The following is a 25475-nucleotide window of genomic DNA, read 5'->3' as shown; positions in this document are numbered from 1 at the left end:
TCTATCCGTGGCCGGCGCAGTGGCGCAGGATCGCGGGGCGCAGGCGGGTGTGCTCGAAGTCGGCCTCGGGTGCGGCGAGTTGTTCGAGGACGAGGCCGTTGAGCAGGGTCAGCAGGTCGGCGGCGGCGGCCTCGGGCTCGGCCGCGCCCACCGCCGCCAACCGGGCGGCCAGGGCCTCGCGTTGTACCGCCCCCCACTCCGCCAGGGCCGGGCGCAGCTCGGGTCGGCGGGCGACCTCCAGGAACAGCTCGTATCGGGCGATGCTCGCGTCCCGATCACCGGCGACGGTGGCCGCTATGTAGCGGGCGAGCCGGGTGGCGAACTCCTGCGGGTCGGCGGTGGCCGAGCGCCGCAATACGGTACGGATCTCGTCGATCTGCCGGCCCGCGAGCCGGCGCAGGGCCTCGTCGAGCAGCTGCTCACGGGTGCCGAAGTAGTAGCGGGCGGACCCGTGGGTGGTGCCCGCCTCGACCGCCACGGCGCGGTGCGTCACCGCCCGGGCGCCGTCCCGGGCGAGCAGCCGCACGGTGGCGTCGAGCAAGGCCTCGCGCCGCGCCGCGCCGCCGGCCGATCGGGGTGCTCGGACGGGAGTGGACATGGGGGCCACCCTAGTTCCTCGGCAAAGTTTTCTCCATCCGGAGAAAACCGGTGCTACGGTCGTCGCGAGGAGGCGGGAAGAGAGGCGGGAAGAGCGGACGCGCCGTCAGGCGTGGGAACGGTTCCGGGACCGGGCGGTGATCACCGCCCGGCGGTCGGATGCGATCAGATGCGGTCGGCGGCGATCAGGAGGTATTGGAAGGAGCCGTTGCGGTAGGAGTTGAGGAAGGCATCCTCGATGCCGGTGGTGAGGGAGGATGTGGCGCGCAGTTCCCAGTAGGGCAGCGTCGCGGGGGTGAGGTCGATGATGGTCTGGGGCACGAAGCGGTTGTCGGCCATGGCCCGCAGGTATTCGCGGCGCGAGTGGATGTTGCATTCGAAGTGGGCGTTGATCTGGGACACCCACTTGGAGGGTTGTCCGTAGACGGGGTTCCAGCAGCCGGTGATGGTCACGTAGCGTCCGCCGGGGGCGAGGATGCGGGCGTGTTCGGCGAACAGGTCGTGCAGGTCGACGTACATGCTCGACTCGTTGTTCCACGAGGCCTGCGCCTGACCGCTCGCGAAGGGCATGTCGAGCATGTTGCAGACGTGGGCGCGCACGGAGGCGTCGATGTCGAGTTCGCGGGCGCGCCGGTTGGCGAACTCGGCCTGCTTGGCGGACAGGGTCACCCCGTCGACCGAGCATCCGAAGCGGTGGTGGGCCATCACCATGGAGCCGCCGCGACCACAACCGGCGTCCACCAGCCGGTCCTCGCGCCGAATCGGCCCGAGGTGGTCCAGGAGCAGATCGGCCTGCGCGGACTCCAGTCGGTGCAGCTCGGCGATGAGCTTGGTCTCGCGGTCGCTGCCTTGGGAGCCGGCGAACGCGGCGTCGTCGACGGCCCCGATGCCGTAGTGGTGGTGGTAGAGGCCGTCCACGTCACCGAGGCGCAGGTTCACCGGCCGTGCCTCGTGGTCCCAATAGGCGGCGATGTCGCCCTGGTAGGGCGTCGCCGGGCCGGGGATGGTCACCGAGATGGCGGGTTGGGCTGTCGTGGTCACGATGGATCTCCTCTTGGTTACCAGAAGTCGGGCAGGCCGTAGCGGTAGGTATTGGTTTGGTGCCAGTGGTGGTTGCCGTCGACCCACGCGGCGACGCCGCGCAGGAAGCGGACCACGAGGGGTGTGGGGCAGGCGAGGGCCAGGGCTGCGGCCTCCGTCTCGAAGGCGCGCATCAGGTCGTTGTGCACCTCGATGGCCTTGAGGAACGCCTCGCGCTCGTCGAGACCTTCACGTTCGGCGAGCACCACGGGCAGGTTCATGTGCCGCCCCGGGGCGGCGAGTTCCTTGGTGTACGAGTACAGGTCGTTGACGATCGTGGTGGCGTTGGACGCCAGCGCGATGACACGCTGCATGTCCGGCCGGGCGTGCAGATCGGCGGGCAGTTCGTAGCCGCCGACGGTGTCGGTGATGGTGGGACAGGGGCGGAAGTTGTTGAACTGCCGCATCGCCAGGTACTCCCACACCTCGGGCACGTACTCCGTCTGCGCCCAGGCGGCCTCCGCGAGGTAGCCCAGGTGCAGCCGGGCCATGTCGTGCCGGTACCGATCCGCCCGGGAGCCGGCGGCGAGCCGCAGGAAGTAGTCCATCGCCGAGCGGTACGCCCGCCTCGGGGCGTCACCGTGCAGCGACTGCGCCCAGGGGCCCTGGTATTCCGGCGTGGTGTGCACCGGATCGAGGGCGGTGTGCGCCATGAGGAGGCGTCCCCCGAGGCCGACCGGTGAGCCGCCGTGGTCCTCGCAGTAGCAGTCGTCGAGCACGTTCTCCGCCGCCATCAACCGGGTGGCGACCATCAGATGCTCGATCGTGGGCGCGTCCGGATGGCAGGCAACCATGTACCGACCCAGCGAGAAGCCGTCGAACTGGTCCTCCCACTCCGGCGGGAACAACGCGACCTCGTCCACCGCCCAGTCCTTGATCCGACGACTGACCTCCGCCACCCGCACCTCGTCCGGCTCGGCCACCGGGTGGTAATACAAACCCGGAATCTCCCGACAGGGCGTCGATGGTTGCGCGCGCTGCGCCAGGTACAGACCCGCCGTACCCAAGCCGCTCGGACCGCGCAACGCGTGCTCCCAACCGTCGCGGGCCGCGACGTCGCGGGCGCCCGCGTCGGGAACTTCGGGCTCGGCCACGGGGTGGTGGAGGGCCGGGCTCTCCCGGGGCGGCTCCGGCGGTCCCGGGCGCCGCGCCGTGTACAGGGCGGACGTACCCAGGCCGCTCGGGCCGCGCAACACCCGCTCCAGGACCTCGCGAGCCGGCGCCGGATCACCCCGGACGCCGTCCTGGGGCGCGGCACGGAGTGCGGCGGGCGCCGCCACGGCCCGTGGGCCCGGTGTCGGCACCGGATGGAGCGAGTGATCGGGCATCCGTGACTCCTTGGGTGATCGGATGGGGGGTTGCCGAAAGTCGGGAATACTCGGCCGGCGGTCCGGGAAAACGGCGGAGAGCAAATTCCAGTATCCGGTCGGCGGGGCCGCCCGTGGTGTCGGGGCGATGTGATTGTGCGAGTCGTGTCTCGTCTGCGGCGGGTCGAAATGACGGATGGGCGGAGGGCGTGCTTTTCACATCCGGGAACAGGTTAGGGCGACTCCCCGATTCGGCGGGGAGGAGAGGTCGGTTGTCATTCGATGTAGTGAACTTCCGGTCGCGTGTTTGCCGGCCACACACAATGGCTGACCTGGCCTCACCCGCCTACGAGCGGGTGGCGCCCAGGCCGAGGGAGCCTCGGCGGGCACACGGGCGGACCCGGATGGCCGTCGGGGATCAACCGGTTTGATCCGGTGGAAAAGGGTGATGCGCCGCAATCCGGAAGTGCGACGAGTGATTCCGCTTTCCTGCTTCGCGCCGAGGCGAAACCCGAATCCCTTTCCAGGAATGGCGCCGTCGTGTTTGATCGGCCGAAATCCCGTTCAATTACCGCACGTCGGGCACGTCGGGCACGTCATTCACTCTTTCGTGTAATAGCAGATTCACCCTCGTTGTTGTCAGGCTGTTCCCGTCTGCTCGAAGCTCGGGAGGAAGAGGCGTTTCATGTCGGTCGACGCAAATCCGCAGCCATCCGCGGATCGGGAACGGGAACAACAGAGCCTGGACACCGCAGCGGCGCGGAATCTGGCGACGACGACCAAGTCCGTCCCGCAGATGCAGGAGATCAGCTCCCGGTGGCTGCTGCGGATGTTGCCGTGGGTGCGGGTGCAGGGCGGTACGTACCGGGTGAACCGGCGGCTGAGCTACGCGGTGGGCGACGGGCGGGTCACCTTCGTGCAGACCGCGGGCCGGGTCGAGGTGATCCCGGCCGAACTGGGTGAGCTGCCGGCGCTGCGGAACTATCCCGACGAGGCCGTGCTGACGGAGCTGGCCCGGCGTTGCGAGCAGCGTGAATACCCGGCGGGCGCGGTGCTGGCCGAGTCCGGGGCGAGCGTCGAGCGGGTGTTCCTGCTGGCGCACGGACGCGTCGACCGAGTGGGGTCGGGGCCGTACGGCGGTGAAACCGTTCTGGACGCGCTGGCGGACGGCGCGTACTTCGGCGACGAGTGTCTGACCGCGGCGGAGCCGACCTGGCCGTGCACGTTCCGGGCGAGCACGCCGTGCACGGTATTGGAACTGACCCGTGCCGACGTGCGGAGCCTCGCCGAGCGGGCCGAGTCGCTGCGCGCGCACCTCGACGGCGTGGCGCGGATCCCGAAGCAGCGGACCAACAAGTACGGCGAGGCGGCGATCGACATGGTCGCCGGCCACGTCGGCGAGGCGGTCATCCCGCACACGTTCGTGGACTACGAGTTGGCGCCGCGCGAGTACGAACTCTCCGTGGCCCAGACCGTGCTCAAGGTCCACACCCGGGTCGCGGACCTCTACAACGAGCCGATGAACCAGACGGAACAGCAGCTGCGCCTGACGGTGGAGGCGCTGCGCGAGCGCCAGGAGTACGAGCTGGTCAACAACAGCGAATTCGGCCTGCTCGCCAATTGCGACCACAGCCAGCGCGTCCAACCCCACGACGGCGTCCCCGGCCCCGACGACATGGACGAACTGCTCTCCCGTCGCCGCGGCAACAAGTTCTTCCTCGCCCACCCCAAGGCGATCGCCGCCTTCGCACGCGAGTGCAACGCGCGCGGTCTGGTCCCGGATTCGGTGGACTTCAACGGGCACCGGATTCCGGCCTGGCGCGGTGTTCCCATCTTCCCGTGCGGAAAGATCCCGCTCACCGAGCAGCGCACGACGTCGATCCTCTGCATGCGCACCGGCGAGGACGAACAGGGCGTCGTCGGCCTGCGGCAGGACGGCATCCCCGACGAGATCGAACCGAGCCTGTCGGTGCGCTTCATGGGCATCAACGAGCAGGCGATCATCTCGTATCTGGTCACCGCCTACTACTCGGCGGCGATCCTGGTCCCGGACGCGCTCGGCATCCTGGAGAACGTCGAGGTCGGTCGCCGCCGCTGACCGGGGAGGGTGGCGCTATCGTGGTGAGCGCGGTGATGCCGAGGCGCGGAGGTCCGGATGGCCGGGTTCGAATGTCTGTGTGGTCACGGACGTTACCGGCACAGTGGGCCGCCCGAACGCCGGGGCGGGTGCCGGAACTGCACATGTGCGGAGTACGTGTACGCGGCCGAAGCCGTCGCGCGGTCACGCATACCCGCCGCGCAGCCCCCGCAGGAGGAGCGCAAGCCGCATCCGAGTTGCCCGCTGCAAGACCCCGACTGCATCGGCTTCCACCCGACGATCGGCTGGTAGCGCCCGCGCGCCCGGGTGTACGGACGCGTGTCGAGAGCGGAGGTTGTGATGGGTGCTGCCGCGGATGCGCCGAACCACGCGCAGCGGATGGGCATCGTGCCGGCCATGGTGGTTCGGGAACCGGGCTGGGACGACGACACCGACGACCGGATCCGCGCCGAGATCCAGGACACGATCGGCGACGCGATGGTGGACGACGAAACCGACGAGGCCGTGGACGCCGTCCTGCTGTGGTGGCGAGCCGGTGACGGCGACCTGACCTGCGAACTCACCGATGTGGTGCGGGCCTTGGCCGACCCGGGCGCGATATGGGTCCTCACCCCCACGACGGGCAAACCCGGCCACGTCGACCGGAGGGAGGTCGCCGAGGAAGCGCACGCGGCCGGCCTCGTCTGCGTGGCTACCGTCGCTCTCGGAGCGTGGTCCGGCAACCACCTCGCCCGACCCGAGCCGGCCTCCGCATAGCCCTGGTTCATCGCCTCCGGGTGTGCGGCTTGCGCCACGGCCCGGCCGGTCGCTCGGGGCGGCCGGGCCGTTTGCGGGATTCACATCCGATGGATCGTCAATCCTTGTGATCGTGCACCGTGTTGGTCTCCTGGATCTTCTTCCAGGACTTCGGCTCCGGCGCCACGTCCGCAGTGACCCTCGGCGTCAGGCCCGGCTTCGCCGTACCCGGCGCCGCCGCTCCCGCCGATCCCGCCGCGGGCTTCGACGGCGTGAACAGCCAGGTGGTGAACAGTTCGGCCAGCGGCTTGCCGGAGATCCGCTCCGCGTACGCCTGGAAGTCCTGGACGGTGGCGTTGCCGTACCTGCGCTCGGTCGGCCAGCCCTTCAGGATCTGGAAGAACTTCTCGTCCCCGACGGCGTTGCGCAGCGCCTGCACCGCCACCGCGCCCCGGTCGTAGACCGCGCCGGCGAACTGCTGGTCCGGGCCCGGGTCGCCCGGCTTGATGGTCCAGAACACGTTGTCGGCCGGGTAGAGGTTGTAGACGTAGTCTGCCAACTCCTGGGCTGTGCCCTCGTTTTCGTGCTCGGACCACAACCACTGCGAGTACCGGGCGAAGCCCTCGTTGAGCCAGATGTCGCTCCAGCGCCGCACGGACACACTGTCCCCGTACCACTGGTGGGCCAGTTCGTGCACCACGACGGAGGTGTTGGCCCCGCGGGCGAACTGCGCCGGGCTGTAGAAGATCTGACCCTGCGTCTCCAGCGCGTAGCCGGTGGGCACGTTGGGCACGTAGCCGCCGACGGTGCCGAACGGGTACGGGCCGAATCGGCCGCTGAGCCAGTCGACCAGCTCGCCGGTCCGCTCGACGCTGGCCTGCGCCGCGCCGGCGTTGTCGCCGAGGTCCCTGCTGTACGCGGTGATGACGGGCAGTCCGCCGGGGGTGGTGTCGGCGCGGATGTCGAACTTGCCGATCGCCACCGTGGCCAGGTAGGTGGCCTGCGGCTTGGTCTGCCGGTAGTTGTAGCGGGTCCAGCCGGCCCGCGAACTCTGCGTCGAGGTGCCGTTGCTGATCACCTGGGTGCCGTCAGGGACCAGTACGGAGACGTCGAACGTGGCCTTGTCGGTCGGGTGGTCGTTGCTCGGGTACCACCAGGCCGCGCCCTCCGGCTCGTTGGCGGCGATGCCGCCGTCGGGGGTGCGCAACCAGCCCGACACGCCACCGCGCAGGACCGTGCCGGGGCGGTCGGCGTAGCGGACGACGACGGTGATCGGGCTGCCCTTGGTGATCACCCGGGCGGGGGTGATCTCCAGTTCGTGCTCACCGGTGGCGGCGAACGTGGCGGGGCGGCCGTTGACCAGCACCTCGTTCACCTTCAGCACGAAGTCGAGGTTGAAGCGGGTGAGGTCCTGGCCGGCGGTGGCCAGGATGGTGGTGGTGCCCTCTAAGTCGTCGGTGGCGGGCTGGTACTTGAGCCGGATGTCGTAGTGCGAGACGTCGTAGCCGCCGTTGCCGGCGGTCGGGTAGTAGGGGTCGCCGATGCCCGGGGCTCCCGGGCCGGCCTGGGCGGCGGCCGAGGCGGAGGCGGGGACGGACAGGAGCAGGGCGAGCGCGCCTGCGGCGGCAGAGACGGTCAGCCTCGTGCGCACAGTGGTCCTCCACAGGGTCACTGGGAAAACGGGTCGGATCGATCCTTGTCCCGCCGGACCCCGTCCTACGCCCGAACGCCCGGATGTTCACGGGAAGAAAGCAATGCGAAATGCCGGCGCCGGGGCGCAGGCGATTTCGGTGGCACGGAACCGGGCCGCCAACGTCCTCGTCGTTCCTTGGAGCGATCACGGCCAACCGACGGGGGCACGACATGACGGATCGGCGGGAGGGTGACGAACTCGTACCGAATCGGCGTGGCACCGAGTTGGCGATGCTCGGCTTCGCGGTGTTGGTGATCCTGTCGGCATTCGCGAACGTCGCTCTGGCGGGCGGCGGTTCGCTGTCCACCGACGTGGCGGCGTACAGTTTCGGGATCGGCGTACCGGCCCTGCTCGGGCACCTGGCGATCCGCCGCTTCGCCCCGTACGCCGACCCGTTGTTGCTGCCGTTGGCGACGCTGTTGAACGGCATCGGCATGGTGTTGATCTACCGCATCGGGCTCGACCCGGCACGCGGCTCGCGGAAGGCGCTGCAAACCGCGCCGACGCAGCTGATGTGGTCCGTGGCGGGCATCGAGGTCGTCCTGACCGTCTTCTTCGCCGGCTATCTCATGGCCAAGCGCGACGCGCTCGCGCTGGCCGGCCGAACCGTCATGGGGTTGCCGCTGCCGCGTGGCCGTGACCTGGGGCCGATCCTGGCCGCCTGGTTGCCGAGCCTGCTGATCCTGGTGTTCGAGCGCGACCTCGGCACCTCGCTGCTGTTCTTCGGGATGTTCGTCGTACTGCTCTACATCGCGACCGAGCGCACCAGTTGGCTGATGTTCGGGCTCGTCCTGTCGGCGACCGGCGCGGTGCTGGTCGGCTCGGTGGAACCGCACGTCAAGAGCCGGGTACATGCCTTGCTCGACCCGATGTACTACTACGACCTGGTCACGCCGGGTCTCACCGACTCCGACCAGGCCGCCCAGGCGCTCTTCGGATTCGGCACCGGCGGCATGCTCGGGACCGGCCTCAACCAGGGCCATGCCGGCGAGATCGGCTTCGCCGCGAACAGCGACTTCATCCTGACGTCGGTCGGCGAGGAACTGGGGCTGGCCGGGATGATGGTGATTTTCATGCTGTACGCGCTGCTGATCGAGCGCGGCCTGCGCACCGCGTTGGCGGCCCGCGATCCGTTCGGCAAGCTGCTCGCCGCCGGGTTGGCGGTGGTCATGGCGCTCCAGGTCTTCGTCGTGGCCGGCGGGGTCATCGGGCTGATCCCGCTGACCGGGATGACGATGCCCTTCCTTGCCCAGGGCGGCTCGTCGGTCATCACCAACTGGGCGCTGGTGGCGATCCTCATCGTGGTCGGCGACGCGGCCCGCCGCCCGGTCCCGTCGACGTCCGTCGCCGTCGCGTAAGGGTCTGCGGGGCGGTGTCACGATGGCGCGGCGGCTGGTGTCGTATCCCTGTGGTGGGGTGAGGGCGGATCGTGGACGGGAGGACGGGGACGATGGGCGAGCGCACGGCTTGGCGGCCGTTTTTGGAGCAGTGGAGCGAGGAGTGGGTCGTGGGCCACGATCCGGAGCGGGACGGGCCGCTCGCGGAGGAGGTCGTACGGGACACCTGGCTCGGGTTCGCGCCGGCGGACGAGACGGACATCGCCGGGGCCGAGGCCCGGCTCGGGCGCCGACTGCCGCCTTCGCTGCGGGAGTTCCTGCTCGTCACCGACGGGTGGCGCGATGCGGGGAACTTCGTCTACCGGCTGGCGGGCAGCGCGGAACTGGAATGGCTGCGGGACACCGACGACCGCCACTGGATCGAGGCATGGGAGGACCTCGTGGAGGACGAGGGCGACGAGGACTCCGGGGGCGAAGAGGGCGACGACGAGGACGACGAGGATGCCTTCACCCTCCAGGAGGCGAAGATCCTCGCGCGCTCCCTGCGCCTGTCCCTCGAGGGTGATTCCGCGATCATGCTGCTCGACCCGGAGGACGTGGACGAGGACGGCGAATGGGCGGGCTATTGGCTCGCCTCCTGGTCCGGCGAGGGGCCGCAGCGGTACGGATCGTTCCATGCCCTCATGCACCGGCAGTGGGTTTCCTTCCACGCCCTGCGCAAGCCGCCGGGTGCCACGCGGGACCACTGGGACGCGGAGGTCGAGCGGGCCCGTCGGGAGGCACTGGCCGGGGCGGTGGACGAGCCGCTCGCCCTGTTCGCCCGGGCAAACGAATACGGCCGCGAGCGAGCGGAGTTGCTGAGCACCCAGATGAACGTGATGCTCGGCGATTGGCGCCGGCACATCGCGCGACTGATGTGGCACGCCCCGCAGCGGGAGGGTCTCCTCACCGGTCCCCTGTTCGCCGCGGAACTCCTGCCGCTGTTGGTCGAGCACGAACGACTCGCCCATCCCTACGATCTGCGGCCCCTGCCGCGACTCAAGGAGCACGCGCCCGAGCCGGTGCGGGAGCTCGTCGCCGCATACGAGGCCCGCGGCACGCAACCGGGCTTCCGGGTCACCTTCGGCGGCGGCGCCGAGTTCGACGCGGCCGTACGCGCCGTCGCCGACCGTCTCGCGGCGCATCCGGCCTTCCGGGTCCCCGAGCCGCCGACGGCCACGGATGGGTACGTCGTCACCCTGTACGCGGACGGCGGCCCGGCGCCCGACCCGCTGTCCGATCCCGCGACCGCCCGGACGGCCCGCGCGGCCCTCTGCGACGAAGCCTGGCCCGAACTCCGCGAGGCCCTGCGCCTGTGGCGGCCGGTATGCGAGGACCACATCGCCCCGATCTCCCTGCTCGCCGACCCCGTCCTGGCCGAACTGATCACCCCGGCCCGCGGCCGCGAAATCCTGGCCATGCCCCGTGGCGTCGGGTAGGGCGGACTCAGGGTAATCGTCGTCCGCCTCGAAGCACGACGGCGCCGCTCCCCGGGTAACGGGAGGCGGCGCCGTGCGTCACGTCGAAGCCGGTGAGGGGGCCGCCTCACGGCGGAAGGCACACCGTGGCTCCAGCCGAGCGGTATTCCACGGAGGCAATGGTTGGGCCCGGGGGCACACCCTCACCGACGACCATCACAACCGACACCGCCCAGGAATCATTCCCCACCCCCGAAGCGCGGTCGGCGGCCGTGGCTACTTACGCCAGAAGAGGTGGTGCACCACGCCGCTCGGGCTGGGCACGACATCGAGGTGGAACCGGTCGAGCAGCTCGTCGGGGGATTCCCACAGACGCAGTCCGCCCCCCAGCTTCAGCGGCGAGACCGCCACATGCATCGTGTCGACGAGGTCGGCCTCCAGGAATTCCCGAATGACGGTGACCCCACCGCCCAGCCGCACGTCCTTGCCCTGCGCCGCCTCGCGCGCCATGTCGAGAACGGTGGCCGGGTCGCCGTCGACGAAGTGGAACGTGGTGTCGGAGAGCGTGAACGAGGGACGCTCATGGTGCGTCATGACGAACACCGGCGTCCGGAACGGTGGCTCGTCCCCCCACCAGCCACGCCACTCGTGGTCCCGCCAGGGCCCGCGCTGGGGCCCGAACTTGTTGCGGCCCATGATCTCGGCACCGACATTGCGGTCGTAGTCCCGCGTGAAGTAGTCATCGAGCCCCCGACTGCCCCCGGGCTCGGTACGCATCCGCCAGCTGGCGGTCGCCCCCGCCCAGGCGAACAGTCTTTCGGGATGATCATATCCGAACGGTCGTTCGAGACTCTGATCCTCACCGGCACCCACGCCGTCACTCGACACGCCGAAATTCTGAACTCTCAACAGCTGAGCCACGTCTTCCTCCTGTGATTCCTTCAGGCTGCGCGTCGGTTTCACGGATGGATCGGAGCCCGGATCCCGTTTTCGACATCGAGCCACGGATTCTCCGAAAAATATTCCGAACCCGCCTCGCGATCGCGCCTACGCGCCTTTGCCGCGCGGGAGGAGTCCGAAGCGCTGGGCGACAACCCGAGTGTCGTCATCGACGGTGAACCCGGGATCGTCCATCGCCGCCCGCATCTCGGGTCCGTGCCAGAACGTCTCATGGTTGGCGCGCCACTGCGCGATCGAGGTGTCGCCCTCACCCTCGTCGCGAACGTGCGGCCAGTCGACATCCGCCAGCCGCAACACGCGGACCTCGGTGATCTCGATGACGCCGACACCACATCCCTCCGAATCGACGACCGTGTAGCGATCCCCGACCCGCGGAAGTTCCTCACCCGCATGCTCATAGTCCGCGAGCACACCGGTGGTACTGGTCTTCGTCCCATCGAGCACCGCGGCAACAAGCGCATCCCGCAACGCCCCGGGAAAGCCGAACTCCATGGGCGGATACTCGAACACGTCGACCATGCCCCCACGCTACGACAGGACGTTCACGGACGCAGTCCCGCCGCGCGCGGCCATTGGTGCCAAGCGCGACGGGGTGGCCCGGCCCCGTTCGGGCGGATGTCACACCTGCTGTGGGATCATCCGGTTCGGCGGTTGGGTGGGGTGCGCGTGAGGGGGCAACTCGGGTGGGTCGGTTGTCGGATCGTTGGCGGGAGCGTACCGGGGGCGAGGCCGGTGCGTTGTACCGGAGCGGGCTGGGCTTGTTGTCGGATCGACGGGACACGGAGGCGGAGCCGTTGTTGCGCGAGGCCGTGCGCTTGACGGTCGAGCGCGACGGGCCGACGGCGCACACCACGTTCGTGTGCAGATTGGATCTGGGCAGCGCGTTGTCCAAGCTCGGCCGACACGAGGAGGCCGAGGCGCTGATCCGCGAATCGTTGGCATACGCGCAGGCGGCGCAGCCGTCGGGGGACGAGGAAATGCGTGCCCGCGCGTATCTCGTCCACGCACTCGTCGTCGCCGGGCGACCGAAGGTGGCGGAGACCGAGTCGCGCACCGTGATCGGACTGCCGGTCGGGCGCCCCTCACCGTGGTGGTACGTCGCCAACTGGCAGCTCCGGGCCCGAACGTTGGCCTCGCTCGGCCGTCCCGGCGAGGCACTGGAGATCGCCGAGCGCCTGATCGCCTACGCCGTTCGGCGTCCCACGGTGCGCCATTGGGAGCGGGGCGCGCGAATTCTGCGTGCGGAACAGTTGGGATATCTGGGTCGATACTCGGACGCCGAGCGGGAGTGCCGGGCCGCCCTGGGTTCGTTGGACGGCGCCGACGAACGTACGACGACGCGGACTTCCGTGGAGGTCGGGCACGTGCTGGTTCCGGTGTTGCTCGCCCTGGGGCGTCTGACCGAGGCCGAGGCGTGCGCTCGATCGACGGTCGATCGTGCCGCGTCGCATACCGCGACCTGGCGCGAGTTGCCGGTCGCGCACGCGAACCTGGCCGTATGCCTGGACGCGGACGCTCGCCACGACGAGGCCCTGGCGCAGATCACCGCGGCCAGAGCGGTGTTCGCACGCACCGGACCGGCCGACCGGGACGGCGGCACGGCGCTGATCGCGAACGCCGCCGCCGGCGTGCTGATCGGCCTGGGCCGATACGCCGACGCGCAGGCCGAATCCGACGCCGCGCTGTCCCTGGGTGCCCGCGAACTCGGACCCTTCCACCACCGCACCCTCGAGGCGGGCACCGCCCTGGGCACGGCACTCGCCCACGAGCCGCGGCGCCGCGCCGAGGCCCGGGACCGGCTCCGGATGGCCGAGGCGGCCTGGCGGACCCACTTCGGCCCGGAGCACCCACGAACGGCCGCCGTCCGCAGGGTACTTGCGGAACTACCGGAGATTCCGCCGCAACCCGACCCGGACTGAGCCGACCGCAGCACCTGTCCGGGGCCGGGCTCGGAGGTTCGCACGACGGCGGCGGCTGGAATCGGGGCGCTAACGCGTGAGCCAGGTGCGGGTGGCGGTTACCAGGGTTTGTACTCCGGTGGCCAGTGTGGGGTCGAGGGTTGGGGCGAAGTGGGGGGAGTGGTTGGTGGGGATGTTTTCCGCGATCCGGCCTGCCGCCTCGGCCTCTGCGTACAGCGCCGGGTCCGTGCCTCGGACGAACCAGTACGCGGAGGGGATGCGGCCGCCGTCGGTCAGCAGGCCGAAGTCCTCGCTCGCCGGGATCAGCGGTGCCGCGACCACGCGCGCCGGGTCGAACTGCGCCCGGAACGCCGCGAGTACCGCCTCGCCGACCCCCTGGTCGTTGACCAACGCCGGGAAGCTGTAGAGCAGTTCGACCTCCGGATCCGGCGCCCCGGACGTGGCCGCCTCGCCCCGCACGATCCGTTCGATCGCCGCCAGTGCTCGGTCGCGGACCGCGGGGTCGAACGAGCGCAGGGTCAGGCCCAGTTCGGCCTCGTCGGGAATGATGTTCTCCTTGGTGCCCGCGTGCATCGATCCCACGGTCAGCACCACCGGGTCGGTCGCCGCCACCTCCCGGGACACCACGGTCTGCAGGCGCATCACCGTCGCGGCGGCCAGGACCACCGGGTCCACCGTCGCCTCCGGCCGCGAGCCGTGACCGCCCTTGCCACGCAGCCGGACCCGGATGGCATCGCCGGCGGCCATGGTGACCCCGTCGCGGTACCCGATCCGGCCGGCCGGTCCGGGACCCACGTGTTGCCCCAACGCGACCGCCGGCGTGCCGAATCGTGCGTACAGGCCGTCGTCGAGCATCGCCCGGGCCCCGCGGCCGATCTCCTCCGCGGGCTGGAAGACCAGTAACACCCGGCCCGACCAGTCGGCGAACCGACCGGCCAACTCGGTCGCCGCGCCGATCAGCCACGTGGTGTGCAGATCGTGGCCGCAGGCATGGGCGACCCCGTCCCTCGTCGACGCGTACGGCAGGCCGGTCTTCTCGGTGACCGGCAGCGCGTCCATGTCGGCGCGGAGCAGCACGGTCGGCCCCTCTCCCCGGGCCAACACGCCCACCACGCCGGTGCCGCCCACCCCTTCCACCGTGTCGCAGCCGAGCGCGCGCAGGTGTGTGGCGACCAGGGACGCGGTGCGGTGCTCCTCGAAGGCCAACTCGGGATGCCGGTGCAAGTCCCGGTACACCTCGGTGAGTTCGTTCAGCAGGTCGGGTGGCGTGGAGATCATCGTATTCCTTCCGTCCGGTCGGCGGGGCACGGTCCCGATGCTAGGGCGTGCAGCGCCGTTTGACTGAGTGAGCACTCATTCATTAGCGTCGGGCGCGTGACGGACACCACAAGCAGGGCTACTCGGCGGCGGCGCGCGCCCTCCCTCGAACCCGAGGAGCGGCGCGCCGCCATCATCGCCGCCACCCTCCCCCTCCTCCTCGAACGCGGCGTCTCGGTGACCACGCAGCAGATCGCCCGAGCCGCGGGCGTGGCCGAGGGCACGATCTTCAGCGTGTTCCCGGACAAGCACTCGCTCGTCCACGCCACCGTGCTGAGCAGTTTCGAACCGACACCCATCGTCGCCGCGATCGCCGCGATCGATCCGAATCCGGACCTGCGCGACCGGCTGAGCGCGGTGATCCGCGTCATCGCCGACCAACTCGTCGCCACCGAACCGCTCGTGGCCGCGCTGCGCACCCAGAGCGTGCCGGCGGAGGTCAGGGAACCGTTCCTGGCGGAGGTGGCGCGCTACCGGCAACGCCTCGTCGCGGCGGTCGCCGAGGTGGTCGAGCCCGACCGCGACACGCTGCGCCGTCCACCGACCATGGTCGCGCAACTGGTGGTGGCGATGGTATTCGCCACCACCCGCGGTACGTTCGGCCTCGGCGACGCGCTCGACACCGACGAGATCGCCACGCTACTCCTCGACGGCCTGCTCGTGCGCGAGCAAGCCCACGATCCAACCCCCGCGCCCACCCCGACCCTCGACCCGGCACGCCAACCACCCCGGTCGACCAAGCGGGCGCGACGCTGATGTTATTGCGCCTGTTACGCAACCACCTGAGGCCCTACCGCCGTTCCCTGACCCTGCTCCTCCTCCTACAGGTCGGTCAGGCCGTCGCCGCACTGCAACTGCCCAGCCTCAACGCCGATTTGATCGACAACGGCGTACTCGAAGGCGACAACGGATACATCCTGAGCATCGGCGGCGTGATGGCGGCCGTCGCACTGGGCCAGATCCTCTGCTCGATCACGGCGGCCTATCTCGCCGCCCGGATCGCCACCGCCCTCGGCTACGACCTGCGGGCGGCGGTCTTCGACCGGGTGTTGTCCTTCTCCGCCCAGGAAGTGAACCGGATCGGCACCGCGTCGCTCTTCAACCGCACCACCAACGACGTGCAACAGGTGCAACTCCTCGCGCTGCTCACCGGCACCCTGCTGGTGCCCGCGCCGATCGTGTGCGTCGGCGGCGTGGTCATGGCGCTGCGCCTGGACGGGCCGCTGTCCGGCCTGTTCGCGGTCGTCATCCCGGTGCTGGTCGTCATCGTGGGTGTCCTGGTCGGCCGGATGCTTCCGCTGCACCGGGTGGCCCAGCGGCGGCTCGACCGCACCAACGGCATCCTGCGCGAACAGATCACCGGCGTCCGGGTGATCCGGGCGTTCGTCCGCGACGACCGCGAGCGCCGCAGGTATACCGCCGCCAACGAGGAACTCACCGAGGTGTCGCTGCGCGTCAGCCGGCTCACGGCGGTGATGTTCCCGATGCTGATGCTGGTCATCTACGTGTCCAGTGTCGCCGTGTTGTGGTTCGGCGGGCACCGGATCTCCGGCGGGTCGATGCAGATCGGCGCCCTGCCCGCCTACCTGTCATATCTGATGCAGATCCTGATGTCGATTCTGTCGGCCACCTTCATGTTCACCATGATTCCCCGGGCCGAGGTGAGTGCGGAACGCATCCAGGGCGTACTCCGCACCGAACCGATGTTGCGGGCGCCGGAGCACCCCCTGACCGCACTCTCCCGCCCCGGCGAAGTCGAGCTGTCCGCAGTAGAGTTCCGCTATCCCGGTGCCGATTCGGCCGTACTCCAGGGCATCGACCTGGTGGCCCGACCGGGCACCGTCACCGCGATCGTCGGCGGAACGGGCAGCGGGAAGACGACCCTGCTCAACCTGGTGCCGAGGCTGCTCGGGGCGAGCGCGGGCACGGTCCGCGTCGGCGGCGCCGACGTACGGGAGTTGGCACCGGCGCTGCTCGCGGCACAGGTCGGGTACGTACCGCAGCGGCCGTTCCTGTTCTCCGGCACCATCGCCGACAACCTCCGGCACGGCCGGCACGATGCCGGCGAGGCCGAGATGTGGCACGCCCTGGAGGTCGCGCAGGCCCGGGAGTTCGTCGAACGACTCCCGCAGGGACTGGAGGCCGCGGTCACCCAGGGCGGCTCGAACCTGTCCGGTGGGCAGCGCCAACGGCTGGCCATCGCCCGGGCGCTCATCGGCCGGCCGGCGATCTACCTGTTCGACGACTCGTTCTCCGCCCTCGACCACGCCACCGAGGCGGCGCTGCGTACCGCGCTCGCCGACGAGACCGCCGAGGCGACCGTGCTCGTCGTGGCGCAGCGGGTCGGCACCATCCGCGACGCGGACCACATCCTCGTGCTGGACGAGGGACGTGTGGTCGGCGCCGGTACGCATGCCGAACTGCTCGAACACAACGCCACCTACCGGGAGATCGCCCTGTCCCAGACCAACGACCAGGAGGCGGCGTGAGTATCGGGAAGCCCGGGGACCCGGCGCGACCCACCGTGCCGCGCGCGCCCCTGGCCGGTGCGGTCGGCGCCGGACGGGCGATGGGCGGCGGGATGCCGCCGGCCAAGGTCCTCGACCTGCGCGGCTCGATCCGCCGCCTGGCGCGCACCCTGCGTCCGGACCGTCTGCTCATCGCCGCGACCGCCGGCTGCGCGGTGGTCGCCGTCACCCTGGCGGTGCTCGGACCGCTCATGCTCGGCAAGGCCACCGACGTCATCGTCACCGGGCACATCGGCGCCGAATTGCAGCCCGGCGTCAGCAAGGCCGACGCCGTCGCCCACCTGCGGGCGACCGGGCACGACCGGCTCGCGGACCTGGTGTCCCCGCTGCCGGTGTCGCCCGGCCACGGCATCGACTTCACCCGGCTGGGCTGGGTTCTGCTCGCGGCCCTGCTGCTGTACCTCTTCTCCGGGGTGTTCGGCATCGTGCAGGCCCGGTGCACCGCCCGGCTGGTGCAGCGCATCGGCTATCGGCTCCGCGAGGACGTCGAGGCGAAACTCTCCCGACTGCCGCTGAGTTACTTCGACCGGCAGTCGCGCGGGGACGTGCTCAGCCGCGCGACCAACGACATGGACAACCTCACCCAGACCCTGCAGCAGACGCTGAGTCAGTTGCTCACGTCGGTGCTGACCATCGCCGGGGTGGTGGCGGTGATGTTCTGGGTGTCGTGGCTGCTCGCCCTGGTCGCGCTGACCACTGTCCCGCTGTGCCTGATCGGCGCCGCCCGGATCGGCCGTCGGGCACAACCCCACTTCGTCGAGCAGTGGGCCACGACCGGCCGGCTGAACGGGCACATCGAGGAGACCTACGCGGGCCACTCGGTGGTTCGGACCTTCGGGCTGCAGGAGGAGGTGCGGCAGGATTTCGACCGGCACAACCGGGAGTTGCGTCGGGTCGGCTTCCGGGCGCAGTTCGTCTCCGGGACGATCCAACCCACCATGCTGTTCCTGGCCAACGCCAACTTCGTCCTGGTCGCGGTGAGCGGCGGGTTGTTCGCCACCGCCGGCATGGTCACCCTGGGCGGCGTCCAGGCCTTCGTCCAGTACTCCCGCCAGATGAGCCAGCCGATCACCCAGATGGCGAGCATGAGCAATCTGCTCCAGTCCGGCATCGCCTCGGCGGAGCGCATCTTCCAACTCCTGGACGCAGAGGAGCAGTTGCCGGATCCGGCGCGGCCGGTGCGGCCGGGGCCGCTCGGGGGTCGCATCGTCTTCGAGGACGTCTGCTTCCGGTACACGCCGGACGAACCGCTGATCGAGCACCTGTCGTTCACCGCCGAGCCGGGGCAGACGGTGGCGATCGTGGGCCCCACGGGCGCCGGGAAGACGACCCTGGTCAACCTCCTGATGCGCTTCTACGACCTCACCTCGGGCCGGATCACCATCGACGGCGTGGACATCGCGACGATGACCCGCGAGGACGTACGGCGCAACATCGGGATGGTGTTGCAGGACACCTGGCTGTTCCGGGGAACCGTCGCGGACAACATCGGGTACGGCGCGGACCGCCCGACGGCCGAACAGATCGAGGAGGCGGCGCGCGCGGCACACGTCGACCACTTCGTGCGCGCCATGCCCGACGGCTACCGCACGATGCTGGACGAGGCGGGTACCAATCTCAGTGTCGGCGAACGGCAACTGGTCACCATCGCACGCGCGTTCCTGGGCGGGTCGGGCATCCTGATCCTGGACGAGGCGACCAGTTCGGTGGACACCCGTACCGAGGTGCTGATCCAGCGGGCGATGAACACGTTGCGCACCGGGCGCACCAGTTTCGTCATCGCGCACCGGTTGTCCACGATCCGCGACGCGGACCTGATCCTGGTGATGGAGTCGGGTCGGCTCGTCGAACAGGGCACGCACGAGGCACTGTGCGCGGCCGGCGGCGCCTATGCGCGGCTGCACGCGGCGCAGTTCGCCGGGGCGGATCGGCGGCGCGACTGAGGCCGTTCGGGGCTTCGTTGGGAGCCCTGCTCAGGGCTCTGTTCAGGGCTCTGTTCAGGGCTCTGTTCGGAGCCCTGCGCCGGGACCTGCTCGGAGCTCCGCTCAGGGCATCCCACCGGCGGCCGCCACGTGGACGACCTCCCCCGAGGCGACGCCGGCCCCGTCACCGGCCAGGAACGCCACGGTGGCCGCGAGTTCGACCGCCGGCGCACGCCCGCCCGGCGCGGGCGGACCGGGCGCCGGCGGCAGGATCTCCCCCGCCGCCGCCCACATGCCCCGACCCACGACGACGAGGTGGGCGGTGACGCCGAACGCGTCGGCCTCCAGCGCCAGCGTCCGGGTGAACCCCTCCAGCGCGGCCCGCACGGTGGCGTTCCCCCGCCCGTCGGCGGCGTCCGGCATGTCGACCACGGTGACGATGCGCCCGCACCCCTCCCGAATCATCGGGTCCAGCACCGCCCGGCTGATCAGGAACGTCTCCCGCAGCGGTTCGCCCACCTGCCCGTCCCAGTCCGCCACCGCGCCCGGCGGCCCGCCCGGCAGCGCCCGGACGACGTGCACCAGCACGGCGGGCGGCCCCAGGTGCACGTCGACGTGATCCACCGCCCCCTGCACCGAATCGGCCTCACCCGCGCGTACCTCCACGGCCAGCGCCCGCCGACCCGACCGCCGCGCGCACTCCACGGCCCCGGCACAGGCATCCGCGGACGAACCCAACACCGCGAGATCGAATCCCGCGTCCGCCAGCCGTGCGGCGAGCGAGTCGCCGGCCCGGCCCGCCCCGGAAATGATGCCAACTGCGGCCACGGCGGCCTCCCCCCAACAGTTCGGAGGCGGGAGCCTAGCAGCGCAAATGGTGCTGGTCATCGATGAGTTCCCCACCAACCCACCCGCCGTGCGCACCGCGACGCCTGCGGGCCACATCGCTCTGGACCCCGTCGCCGACCCTGCCTAGACTCGGCGAATTCCATCGGGATCCCGCAGCGGCACGGTTCCGCTTCCAGCGCCGATCCGACAGTCTCTGCCCTGCCCGCCGCGGCAACCCGGCCCGGAGCCGCCTGCCGGCCCGAAGCCCGGCACCACGACGGAATACCCACGAATCCCGCAGGCCCGCCCGCGACCGCGCGGCGGCGCCGCACCCCGCAGCCGTACATCGGATGGGAGTACGCCATGCCCGGCAACGACCACTACGTCCGACAGATCCTGGAGTCGTTATCCGTCGACGAGGACCGGATCAGCCTGGTCCACGAGGACATCCCGACCCGCGCCGGCGAGTTGGCCGCCGCGGTCCGCTCGGCCGCCGCCGGGTTGCGCGCGCACGACGTCGGCGTCGGCGACGTGGTCGCGGTGATGACGGTCAACAACACCCCCGCGACGCTCGTCCTGCGCTACGCCGCCGGCCTCGTCGGCGCCCTCGTGGTGCACGTCGGCACGGTGAACGCGGTCGACCCCGGCGATGTACTGCGCGCCGGCGAGCAGTTCGAGATGGTCGCGAGCACCGGGGCGACCGTGTTCGCGATCGACGCGGACAACGCCGCCCGGGCCCGCGAGTTGCGCGCCCGGTTCGAACGGCCCGTGCTCCTGGTCGGATTGGGCGACCTCGGTCCCGATGTCACGGACCTGAGCCTGCCCTCGCCCGACGCCTTCGATCCCGCCGACGCCGCACAGGGCGAACTCGCCGTCGTCACCTACACCAGCGGCTCGACGGGTCGACCGAAGGGTGTGTGCTGGTCGTTCGAGGTGCGCAACGACGTCACCGCGCGGATGGCCGCCCTGGGCCATCGGCAGACGATGTTGGTCACCGCGCCGCTGACCCATACGGCCGCGTTCACCTCGGACAACGTCCTGGTGTCCGGCGGCACGGTCGTGCTGCACCAGGGGTTCGACCCGGCGGCGGTGTTGCGCGCGGTGGGCCGGCACCGGATATCCCGGGTGATGTTGTCCGCCCCGCAGGTGTACGCCCTGGCGGACCATCCGGACGTCGGCACCACCGACCTGTCCAGCCTGCGCGACCTCGGCTACACCGGCAGCCCGGCCTCCGCCGACCGACTCGCCGAGGCGGTGAAGGTCTTCGGCCCGGTGCTCGGCCAGATCTACGGAAGCAGCGAGTGCGGCCTGATCTGCCGGCTCACCGGCGACGACCACACCCGTCCGGAGCTGCTGGGCACCGTGGGCCGGCCGGTCGCACCGGTGACGCTGAGCATCCGGGACCCGCTCGACGAGCGTGAACTGCCCATCGGCGAGGTCGGTGAGGTGTGTGTGCATACGCCGCTGGTGATGGCCGGGTATTGGCGGGACCCGGAGGCGACCGCGCGGACCCTGCGCGGCGGTCGGCTGCACACCGGCGACATCGGACACCTGGACGAACACGGCTATCTGCACCTGCGCGGCCGGCTCGCGGACGTCGTCAAGACCAAGGGCATCAAGGTGTATCCGGCGGCCGTGGAGAAGGCCCTGTCCGGGCACCCCGCGGTGGCGCAGGCCGCGGTGTTCGGGGTCGCCGACGCCGACCGCATGGAGCGCGTGCACGCCGCGGTGGTCGTGCGCGACGGCCGGCACGTCACCGCCGAGGAACTGCGCGAGCACGTCGCCGCGGTCCTGTCGCCGAACCAGTCCCCCACCGTCGTGACGTTCCGCGCGGAGTTGCCGCTGCTCGGCCTCGGCAAACCCGACCGGATGCGGCTGCGCGCGGAGGCCGAGGCCGCCGGCGCAGCGCCGGCCCACAACGCATCGGAGACGAGATGACCCTGCCCACCACATACGTCGGCGACCTGGACACCCCTCCCGCCGAGCATGCCCGGGGCGGCGCGTACCCGCCCGCTCCGGCGGAACCGACCCTGCTGGTGCCGGCGCTCGCGGGGGCCGCCGAGACCGGTGCGCCGGCGAGCACCGAGCGGGAGCTGTCCGAGGCGACGAGCGCTCGGCTGAGCGCCCACTGCGAGGCCCGGGGCCTGACCCTGGAATCGGTGGTGCGGGCCGCCTGGGGCGCGGTGTCGAGCCTGCTGACCGGCAACGAACACGTGGTCTTCGGCGGGGCGATACGTCCCGTCCACCTGCGGTACCGGCCGGCCGCCTCGCTCGCCGCGACGGCCCGGCAGGCCGAGGCTCCGCCCGGACCCGTCGAGGGCGAGCCGTACCGGAACCACTCCGCGGGCGAGTTGTTCGACAGCGCCGTGTACATGGCCGGCACCGATCCCGTGGGCTCGCCCGCCGGCGGGGTGCCGATCCGCTGCACCGTGCGTCCCGGCCGGCGGGTGCGGCTGTGCGTGCGTGCGGCGGACGGTACGGCCACCGAGTTGCCGGCGAACCTGCTCGTCCGGCTCCTGGACGCGTTCGCCGACGACCCGGATCGCCCGCTCGGCACGATCGCCCTGCTGACCGGCGACGAGCACCACCGGATGTTGACGGAATGGAACGACAACGGCGCGGACCCGCCCGCGATCTCGCTCGCGGAGGTGGTGCGGCGCCAGGCCCGGGCCAACCCGCACCGGACCGCGCTGGTCGGCGACGGCGAAACCCTCACCTACGCCCAACTCGATCGCCGCGCCGACCGGTTGGGTCGATTGATCCGGCGCCGGGGTCTCGGTCCCGAGGACATCGTCGCGCTCGTGCTGCCCCGCTCGGTGGCGATGGTCGTCGCGATCGTCGCGGTCGGCCGGGCCGGCGCCGCCTACCTGCCCGTGGATCCCGAATACCCGGCCGACCGCGTCGCGTTCATGCTCGGCGACGCGCGGCCCGCGCTGCTGGTGACGACCACGGGGGCGGCGCCGCCGGCCGGTGTCGGGCCGGAGCGGATCGTGCTGGACGAGGCCGAGACGGCCACCGCGCTCGACACGCCCGACGCCGAAACCAACGCCGAATCCGAGGCCGAATCCGAATCCGAGGCCGAGAAGGGCCGACCCCCGTACCGGACGGCCGATCCGGCGTACGTCATCTACACCTCCGGAACGACCGGACGCCCCAAGGGAGTCGTGGTCACCCACGCCGGCCTGGCCTCGCTCGCGGCGGCGAAGGTGGCGCGCATGGCCGTCGCGCCGGACAGCCGTGTCCTGCAGTTCGCCTCCCCGAGCTTCGACGCGTCGGTCACCGAATTGCTGGCCGCCTTCACCGCCTGCGCCACCCTCGTCGTCCCGCCCGCCGGGCCGCTGGTGGGCGAGGAGTTGGAACGGGTGCTCGTCGACGAGCGGATCAGCCACGCGGTGCTGCCGCCGGTCGCGGTGGCCGGACTCGCCGAACCCCGGCTGCCGGGCCTGCGCACCCTGGTGATGGCGGGCGAGGCGTGCCCGGCCGAACTGGCCGCGACCTGGTCGGGCAACCACCGGACGATCAACGCCTACGGCCCGACCGAGGCCACCGTGTGCGCGACCATGAGCGAGCCGCTGTCGGGTTCGGGACGGCCGTCGGTGGGCGGGCCGATCGCCGGCCGGTCGGTCTACGTGCTCGCGGACGGGCTGCGCCCGGTGCCGCCGGGTGTGGTCGGCGAGCTGTACATCGCCGGTCCCGCTCTGGCCCGGGGCTACCTGCGGCGGCCGGCCCTGACCGCCGCGCGGTTCGTGGCCGACCCGTTCGCGCCCGGGGAGCGCATGTACCGGACCGGGGACCTGATGTCCTGGCGACGGGACGGAAGCCTTACCTTTCACGGTCGGGCCGACGACCAGGTCAAGGTCCGCGGGTATCGCGTCGAACCGGGCGAGGTGGCCGCCGCGGTGGCCGAACACCCGGATGTCGCCCGCGCGATCGCCGTGGTCCGCGATGACACGCCGACCGGCCCCCGCATCGTGGCCTACGCGGTACCGGCGGGCGAAGCCGCGCTCGATCCCGCCGCCCTGCGCGAGCACGTCGAGCGGTTCCTGCCGGCGTACATGGTGCCCGCCGCCTTCGTCGAGGTCGCCGAGTTCCCCCTCACGCCCGCCGGCAAGCTCGACCGGGCCGCGCTGCCGGCGCCGCAGGAGGCCCCCGCGACCCCCGGCCGGGCGCCGCGCAACCCGGCCGAGGCCGCCCTCGTCGCGTGTTTCGCGAAGGCGCTCAACCTGTCCGCGGTGGACATCGACGGCGACTTCTTCAAGCTCGGCGGCAACAGCATGCTCACCATCGTGCTGATCCGCGAGGCCCGCCGGGCGGGACTGTCGATCTCACCACGGGACCTGATCGACCACCCCACGATCGAGGCCCTCGCGGCGGTCGCCGAAACCAACCGGCTGAACCGCGCGAACGGGCACCAGAGGAGCCAGGCGTGAACACCCGACCCGTGATCTCCCCCGACGACATCGACGACATCGACCTGGCCGACGCGCGGCTGCACGCCGAGTACGACCTGCGCGAGGTGTGGCGCCACCTGCGCGCGCACCGGCCGATCCACTGGCACACCCCGCGCGAGTCGCGCCCCGGCTTTTGGGTGGTGAGCCGCTACGCCGACGCGATGACCGTCTATCGCGGCAAGGACCACTTCACCACCGAGGGCGGCAACGCACTGGCCACGATCCTCACCGGCGGCGACTCGGCATCGGGAACGATGTTGGCGGTGACCGACGGCAAGCGGCACGCGCAGATCCGCAACATCCTGATGCGGGCCTTCTCCCCCCGGATGTTGGAGGAGATCAAGCAGGCGCTGCGGGTGACGGTGGATCAGCTGCTGGTCGAGGCGATCCGCGAGGGCAGCTGCGACTTCGCCCACGACGTGTCGGGGAACGTACCGCTCGGCGCCATCTGCGACCTGCTCGCCATTCCCCGGGAGGACCGGCGGCAGCTGCTGGATCTGACCTCGCACGCGTGGAGTTCCGACTACGCCGACGCCCCGTACCAGGACAGTTGGACGGCGAAGAACGAGATCCTGCTGTATTTCTCCGACCTGGCCGAGACCCGCCGGGACAGCAGGCACGACGACGTGGTGAGCCTGCTGGCCGGCAGCCGCATCGACGGGGAACACCTGTCCGACGCCGAGCTGATGGCCAACTGCTACGGCCTGATGATCGGCGGCGACGAGACCGGCCGGCACGCCATCACCGGCGGGCTGCTCGCCCTCGTCGAGAACCCCGACCAGTGGGCGGCCCTGAAGAAGGGCGAGGTGGACATGTCCACGGCGGTGGAGGAGGTGTTGCGCTGGACCCACCCGTCGCTGCACGGCGGCCGTACGGTCACCTCCGACGTGACGGTCGGCGGCCATCGTTTCGCCGCCGGCGACGCGGTCAGCGTGTGGATCTCCTCGGCCAACTTCGACGGCGAGGTCTTCGCCGATCCGGACCGCTTCGACCTCAACCGCTCCCCCAACAAACACCTGACCTTCGCGTACGGCTCGCACTTCTGCCTCGGCCACTACCTGGCGCGGCTGGAGGTCGAGGCCGTGCTCGACGGACTGCGGCGCCTGGTGGCCGACATCGAGCCGCTCGGGCCGCCGCAGCCGATCTACTCCAGCATCCTCTCCGGCATGCAGTCCCTGCCGGTACGCCTGATCCCGGAACCGCACGCGACCGCAGCGGCCTGACCCATCTCGAAACGGAGACCAAC

At 70.9% G+C, this 25475-nt stretch carries 20 protein-coding genes; 12 read left to right on the top strand and 8 right to left on the bottom strand.

All coding sequences use genetic code 11. The features are described from left to right. Position 1: 1 nt before the first annotated feature. The 3 genes from ACH4XV_RS29215 to ACH4XV_RS29205 all read right to left on the bottom strand — a co-directional run bounded on the left by ACH4XV_RS29215 (position 2) and on the right by ACH4XV_RS29205 (position 3005). The gene (locus ACH4XV_RS29215; protein ID WP_395794878.1) at positions 2-598 is read right to left on the bottom strand and encodes a TetR/AcrR family transcriptional regulator; all 597 of its coding nucleotides are present in this window, start codon (positions 596-598) and stop codon (positions 2-4) included. A gap of 164 nt (positions 599-762) precedes the next feature. Continuing rightward, positions 763-1638, bottom strand: coding sequence for a geranyl diphosphate 2-C-methyltransferase (locus ACH4XV_RS29210; protein WP_395794876.1), 876 nt, complete (start codon positions 1636-1638; stop codon positions 763-765). A 17-nt stretch (positions 1639-1655) separates the two neighbouring features. Next, positions 1656-3005, bottom strand: a complete 1350-nt coding sequence (locus ACH4XV_RS29205; protein ID WP_395794874.1) for a family 2 encapsulin nanocompartment cargo protein terpene cyclase — start codon at positions 3003-3005, stop codon at positions 1656-1658. 664 nt (positions 3006-3669) lie between these two features. Here ACH4XV_RS29205 and ACH4XV_RS29200 point away from each other — a divergent pair. From ACH4XV_RS29200 to ACH4XV_RS29190, 3 genes are all read left to right on the top strand, one after another. Then, positions 3670-5082 (top strand): family 2B encapsulin nanocompartment shell protein, encoded by a 1413-nt coding sequence (locus tag ACH4XV_RS29200; protein WP_395794872.1) that lies wholly within the window; start codon positions 3670-3672, stop codon positions 5080-5082. Between the two features lie 156 nt (positions 5083-5238). Beyond that, complete coding sequence (locus ACH4XV_RS29195; protein WP_395794870.1) at positions 5239-5373, top strand: hypothetical protein; 135 nt, start codon at positions 5239-5241, stop codon at positions 5371-5373. Between the two features lie 48 nt (positions 5374-5421). Further along, entirely contained in the window at positions 5422-5838 is a 417-nt protein-coding gene (locus ACH4XV_RS29190) for a DUF3052 domain-containing protein (protein WP_395794868.1), read from the top strand. Between the two features lie 97 nt (positions 5839-5935). Here ACH4XV_RS29190 and ACH4XV_RS29185 read toward each other — a convergent pair whose 3' ends face one another. Then, complete coding sequence (locus tag ACH4XV_RS29185) at positions 5936-7468, bottom strand: M1 family metallopeptidase (protein ID WP_395794866.1); 1533 nt, start codon at positions 7466-7468, stop codon at positions 5936-5938. 212 nt (positions 7469-7680) lie between these two features. Here ACH4XV_RS29185 and ACH4XV_RS29180 point away from each other — a divergent pair, with 212 nt between their 5' ends. Both ACH4XV_RS29180 and ACH4XV_RS29175 read left to right on the top strand, forming a co-directional pair. Beyond that, a complete protein-coding gene (locus ACH4XV_RS29180; RefSeq protein WP_395794864.1) occupies positions 7681-8868 on the top strand; it encodes an FtsW/RodA/SpoVE family cell cycle protein in 1188 nt (395 codons plus the stop codon). A 92-nt stretch (positions 8869-8960) separates the two neighbouring features. After that, the gene (locus ACH4XV_RS29175; protein ID WP_395794862.1) at positions 8961-10325 is read left to right on the top strand and encodes an SMI1/KNR4 family protein; all 1365 of its coding nucleotides are present in this window, start codon (positions 8961-8963) and stop codon (positions 10323-10325) included. A gap of 255 nt (positions 10326-10580) precedes the next feature. On the opposite strand, the gene ACH4XV_RS29170 is transcribed toward ACH4XV_RS29175, so the two are convergent. Then, positions 10581-11225 carry a dihydrofolate reductase family protein gene (locus tag ACH4XV_RS29170; protein WP_395795073.1) on the bottom strand — a complete coding sequence of 215 codons (645 nt, stop codon included), beginning with the start codon at positions 11223-11225 and terminating at the stop codon, positions 10581-10583. A gap of 126 nt (positions 11226-11351) precedes the next feature. After that, a complete protein-coding gene (locus ACH4XV_RS29165) occupies positions 11352-11783 on the bottom strand; it encodes an ASCH domain-containing protein (RefSeq protein WP_395794860.1) in 432 nt (143 codons plus the stop codon). Between the two features lie 164 nt (positions 11784-11947). On the opposite strand from ACH4XV_RS29165, the gene ACH4XV_RS29160 reads away from it, so the two are divergent. After that, on the top strand, positions 11948-13183 hold the full coding sequence (locus tag ACH4XV_RS29160; RefSeq protein ID WP_395794858.1) for a tetratricopeptide repeat protein: 1236 nt from the start codon (positions 11948-11950) through the stop codon (positions 13181-13183). A gap of 69 nt (positions 13184-13252) precedes the next feature. Here the strand turns inward: ACH4XV_RS29160 and ACH4XV_RS29155 are convergent, their stop codons facing one another. Continuing rightward, entirely contained in the window at positions 13253-14461 is a 1209-nt protein-coding gene (locus tag ACH4XV_RS29155; RefSeq protein ID WP_395794856.1) for an amidohydrolase, read from the bottom strand. Positions 14462-14557: 96 nt separating this feature from the next. Between ACH4XV_RS29155 and ACH4XV_RS29150 the strand changes: the two genes are divergently transcribed. From ACH4XV_RS29150 to ACH4XV_RS29140, 3 genes are read left to right on the top strand one after another with little or no spacing between them, the layout of a single operon-like run. Beyond that, positions 14558-15256 (top strand): TetR/AcrR family transcriptional regulator, encoded by a 699-nt coding sequence (locus ACH4XV_RS29150; RefSeq protein ID WP_395794854.1) that lies wholly within the window; start codon positions 14558-14560, stop codon positions 15254-15256. Continuing rightward, on the top strand, positions 15256-16989 hold the full coding sequence (locus tag ACH4XV_RS29145) for an ABC transporter ATP-binding protein (protein ID WP_395794852.1): 1734 nt from the start codon (positions 15256-15258) through the stop codon (positions 16987-16989). Before ACH4XV_RS29150 ends, ACH4XV_RS29145 begins: the two co-directional genes overlap by 1 nt. Further along, positions 16986-18971, top strand: a complete 1986-nt coding sequence (locus ACH4XV_RS29140) for an ABC transporter ATP-binding protein (RefSeq protein WP_395794850.1) — start codon at positions 16986-16988, stop codon at positions 18969-18971. Before ACH4XV_RS29145 ends, ACH4XV_RS29140 begins: the two co-directional genes overlap by 4 nt. A 102-nt stretch (positions 18972-19073) precedes the next feature. On the opposite strand, the gene ACH4XV_RS29135 is transcribed toward ACH4XV_RS29140, so the two are convergent. Further along, positions 19074-19778 (bottom strand): SDR family NAD(P)-dependent oxidoreductase, encoded by a 705-nt coding sequence (locus tag ACH4XV_RS29135; RefSeq protein ID WP_395794848.1) that lies wholly within the window; start codon positions 19776-19778, stop codon positions 19074-19076. Positions 19779-20141: 363 nt separating this feature from the next. Between ACH4XV_RS29135 and ACH4XV_RS29130 the strand changes: the two genes are divergently transcribed. Genes ACH4XV_RS29130 through ACH4XV_RS29120 form a run of 3 tightly spaced genes read left to right on the top strand, consistent with a single transcriptional unit; the run spans position 20142 to position 25452 of the window. Next, positions 20142-21716, top strand: coding sequence for an AMP-binding protein (locus ACH4XV_RS29130; protein WP_395794846.1), 1575 nt, complete (start codon positions 20142-20144; stop codon positions 21714-21716). Beyond that, positions 21713-24208: an amino acid adenylation domain-containing protein gene (locus tag ACH4XV_RS29125; RefSeq protein WP_395794844.1), complete on the top strand. Its 2496-nt coding sequence runs from the start codon at positions 21713-21715 to the stop codon at positions 24206-24208. The genes ACH4XV_RS29130 and ACH4XV_RS29125 overlap by 4 nt, the downstream gene beginning before the upstream one ends. Beyond that, entirely contained in the window at positions 24205-25452 is a 1248-nt protein-coding gene (locus ACH4XV_RS29120) for a cytochrome P450 (RefSeq protein WP_395794842.1), read from the top strand. The genes ACH4XV_RS29125 and ACH4XV_RS29120 overlap by 4 nt, the downstream gene beginning before the upstream one ends. The last annotated feature ends 23 nt before the right edge of the window (positions 25453-25475 follow it).

Origin of the sequence: Embleya sp. NPDC020630, from assembly GCF_044334985.1 — a bacterium.
In the GTDB taxonomy this organism is placed as follows: Bacteria; Actinomycetota; Actinomycetes; order Streptomycetales; family Streptomycetaceae; genus Embleya.
Note: the sequence above shows the minus strand (reverse complement) of the source record. Positions and strands in the feature narration are given on the sequence as shown.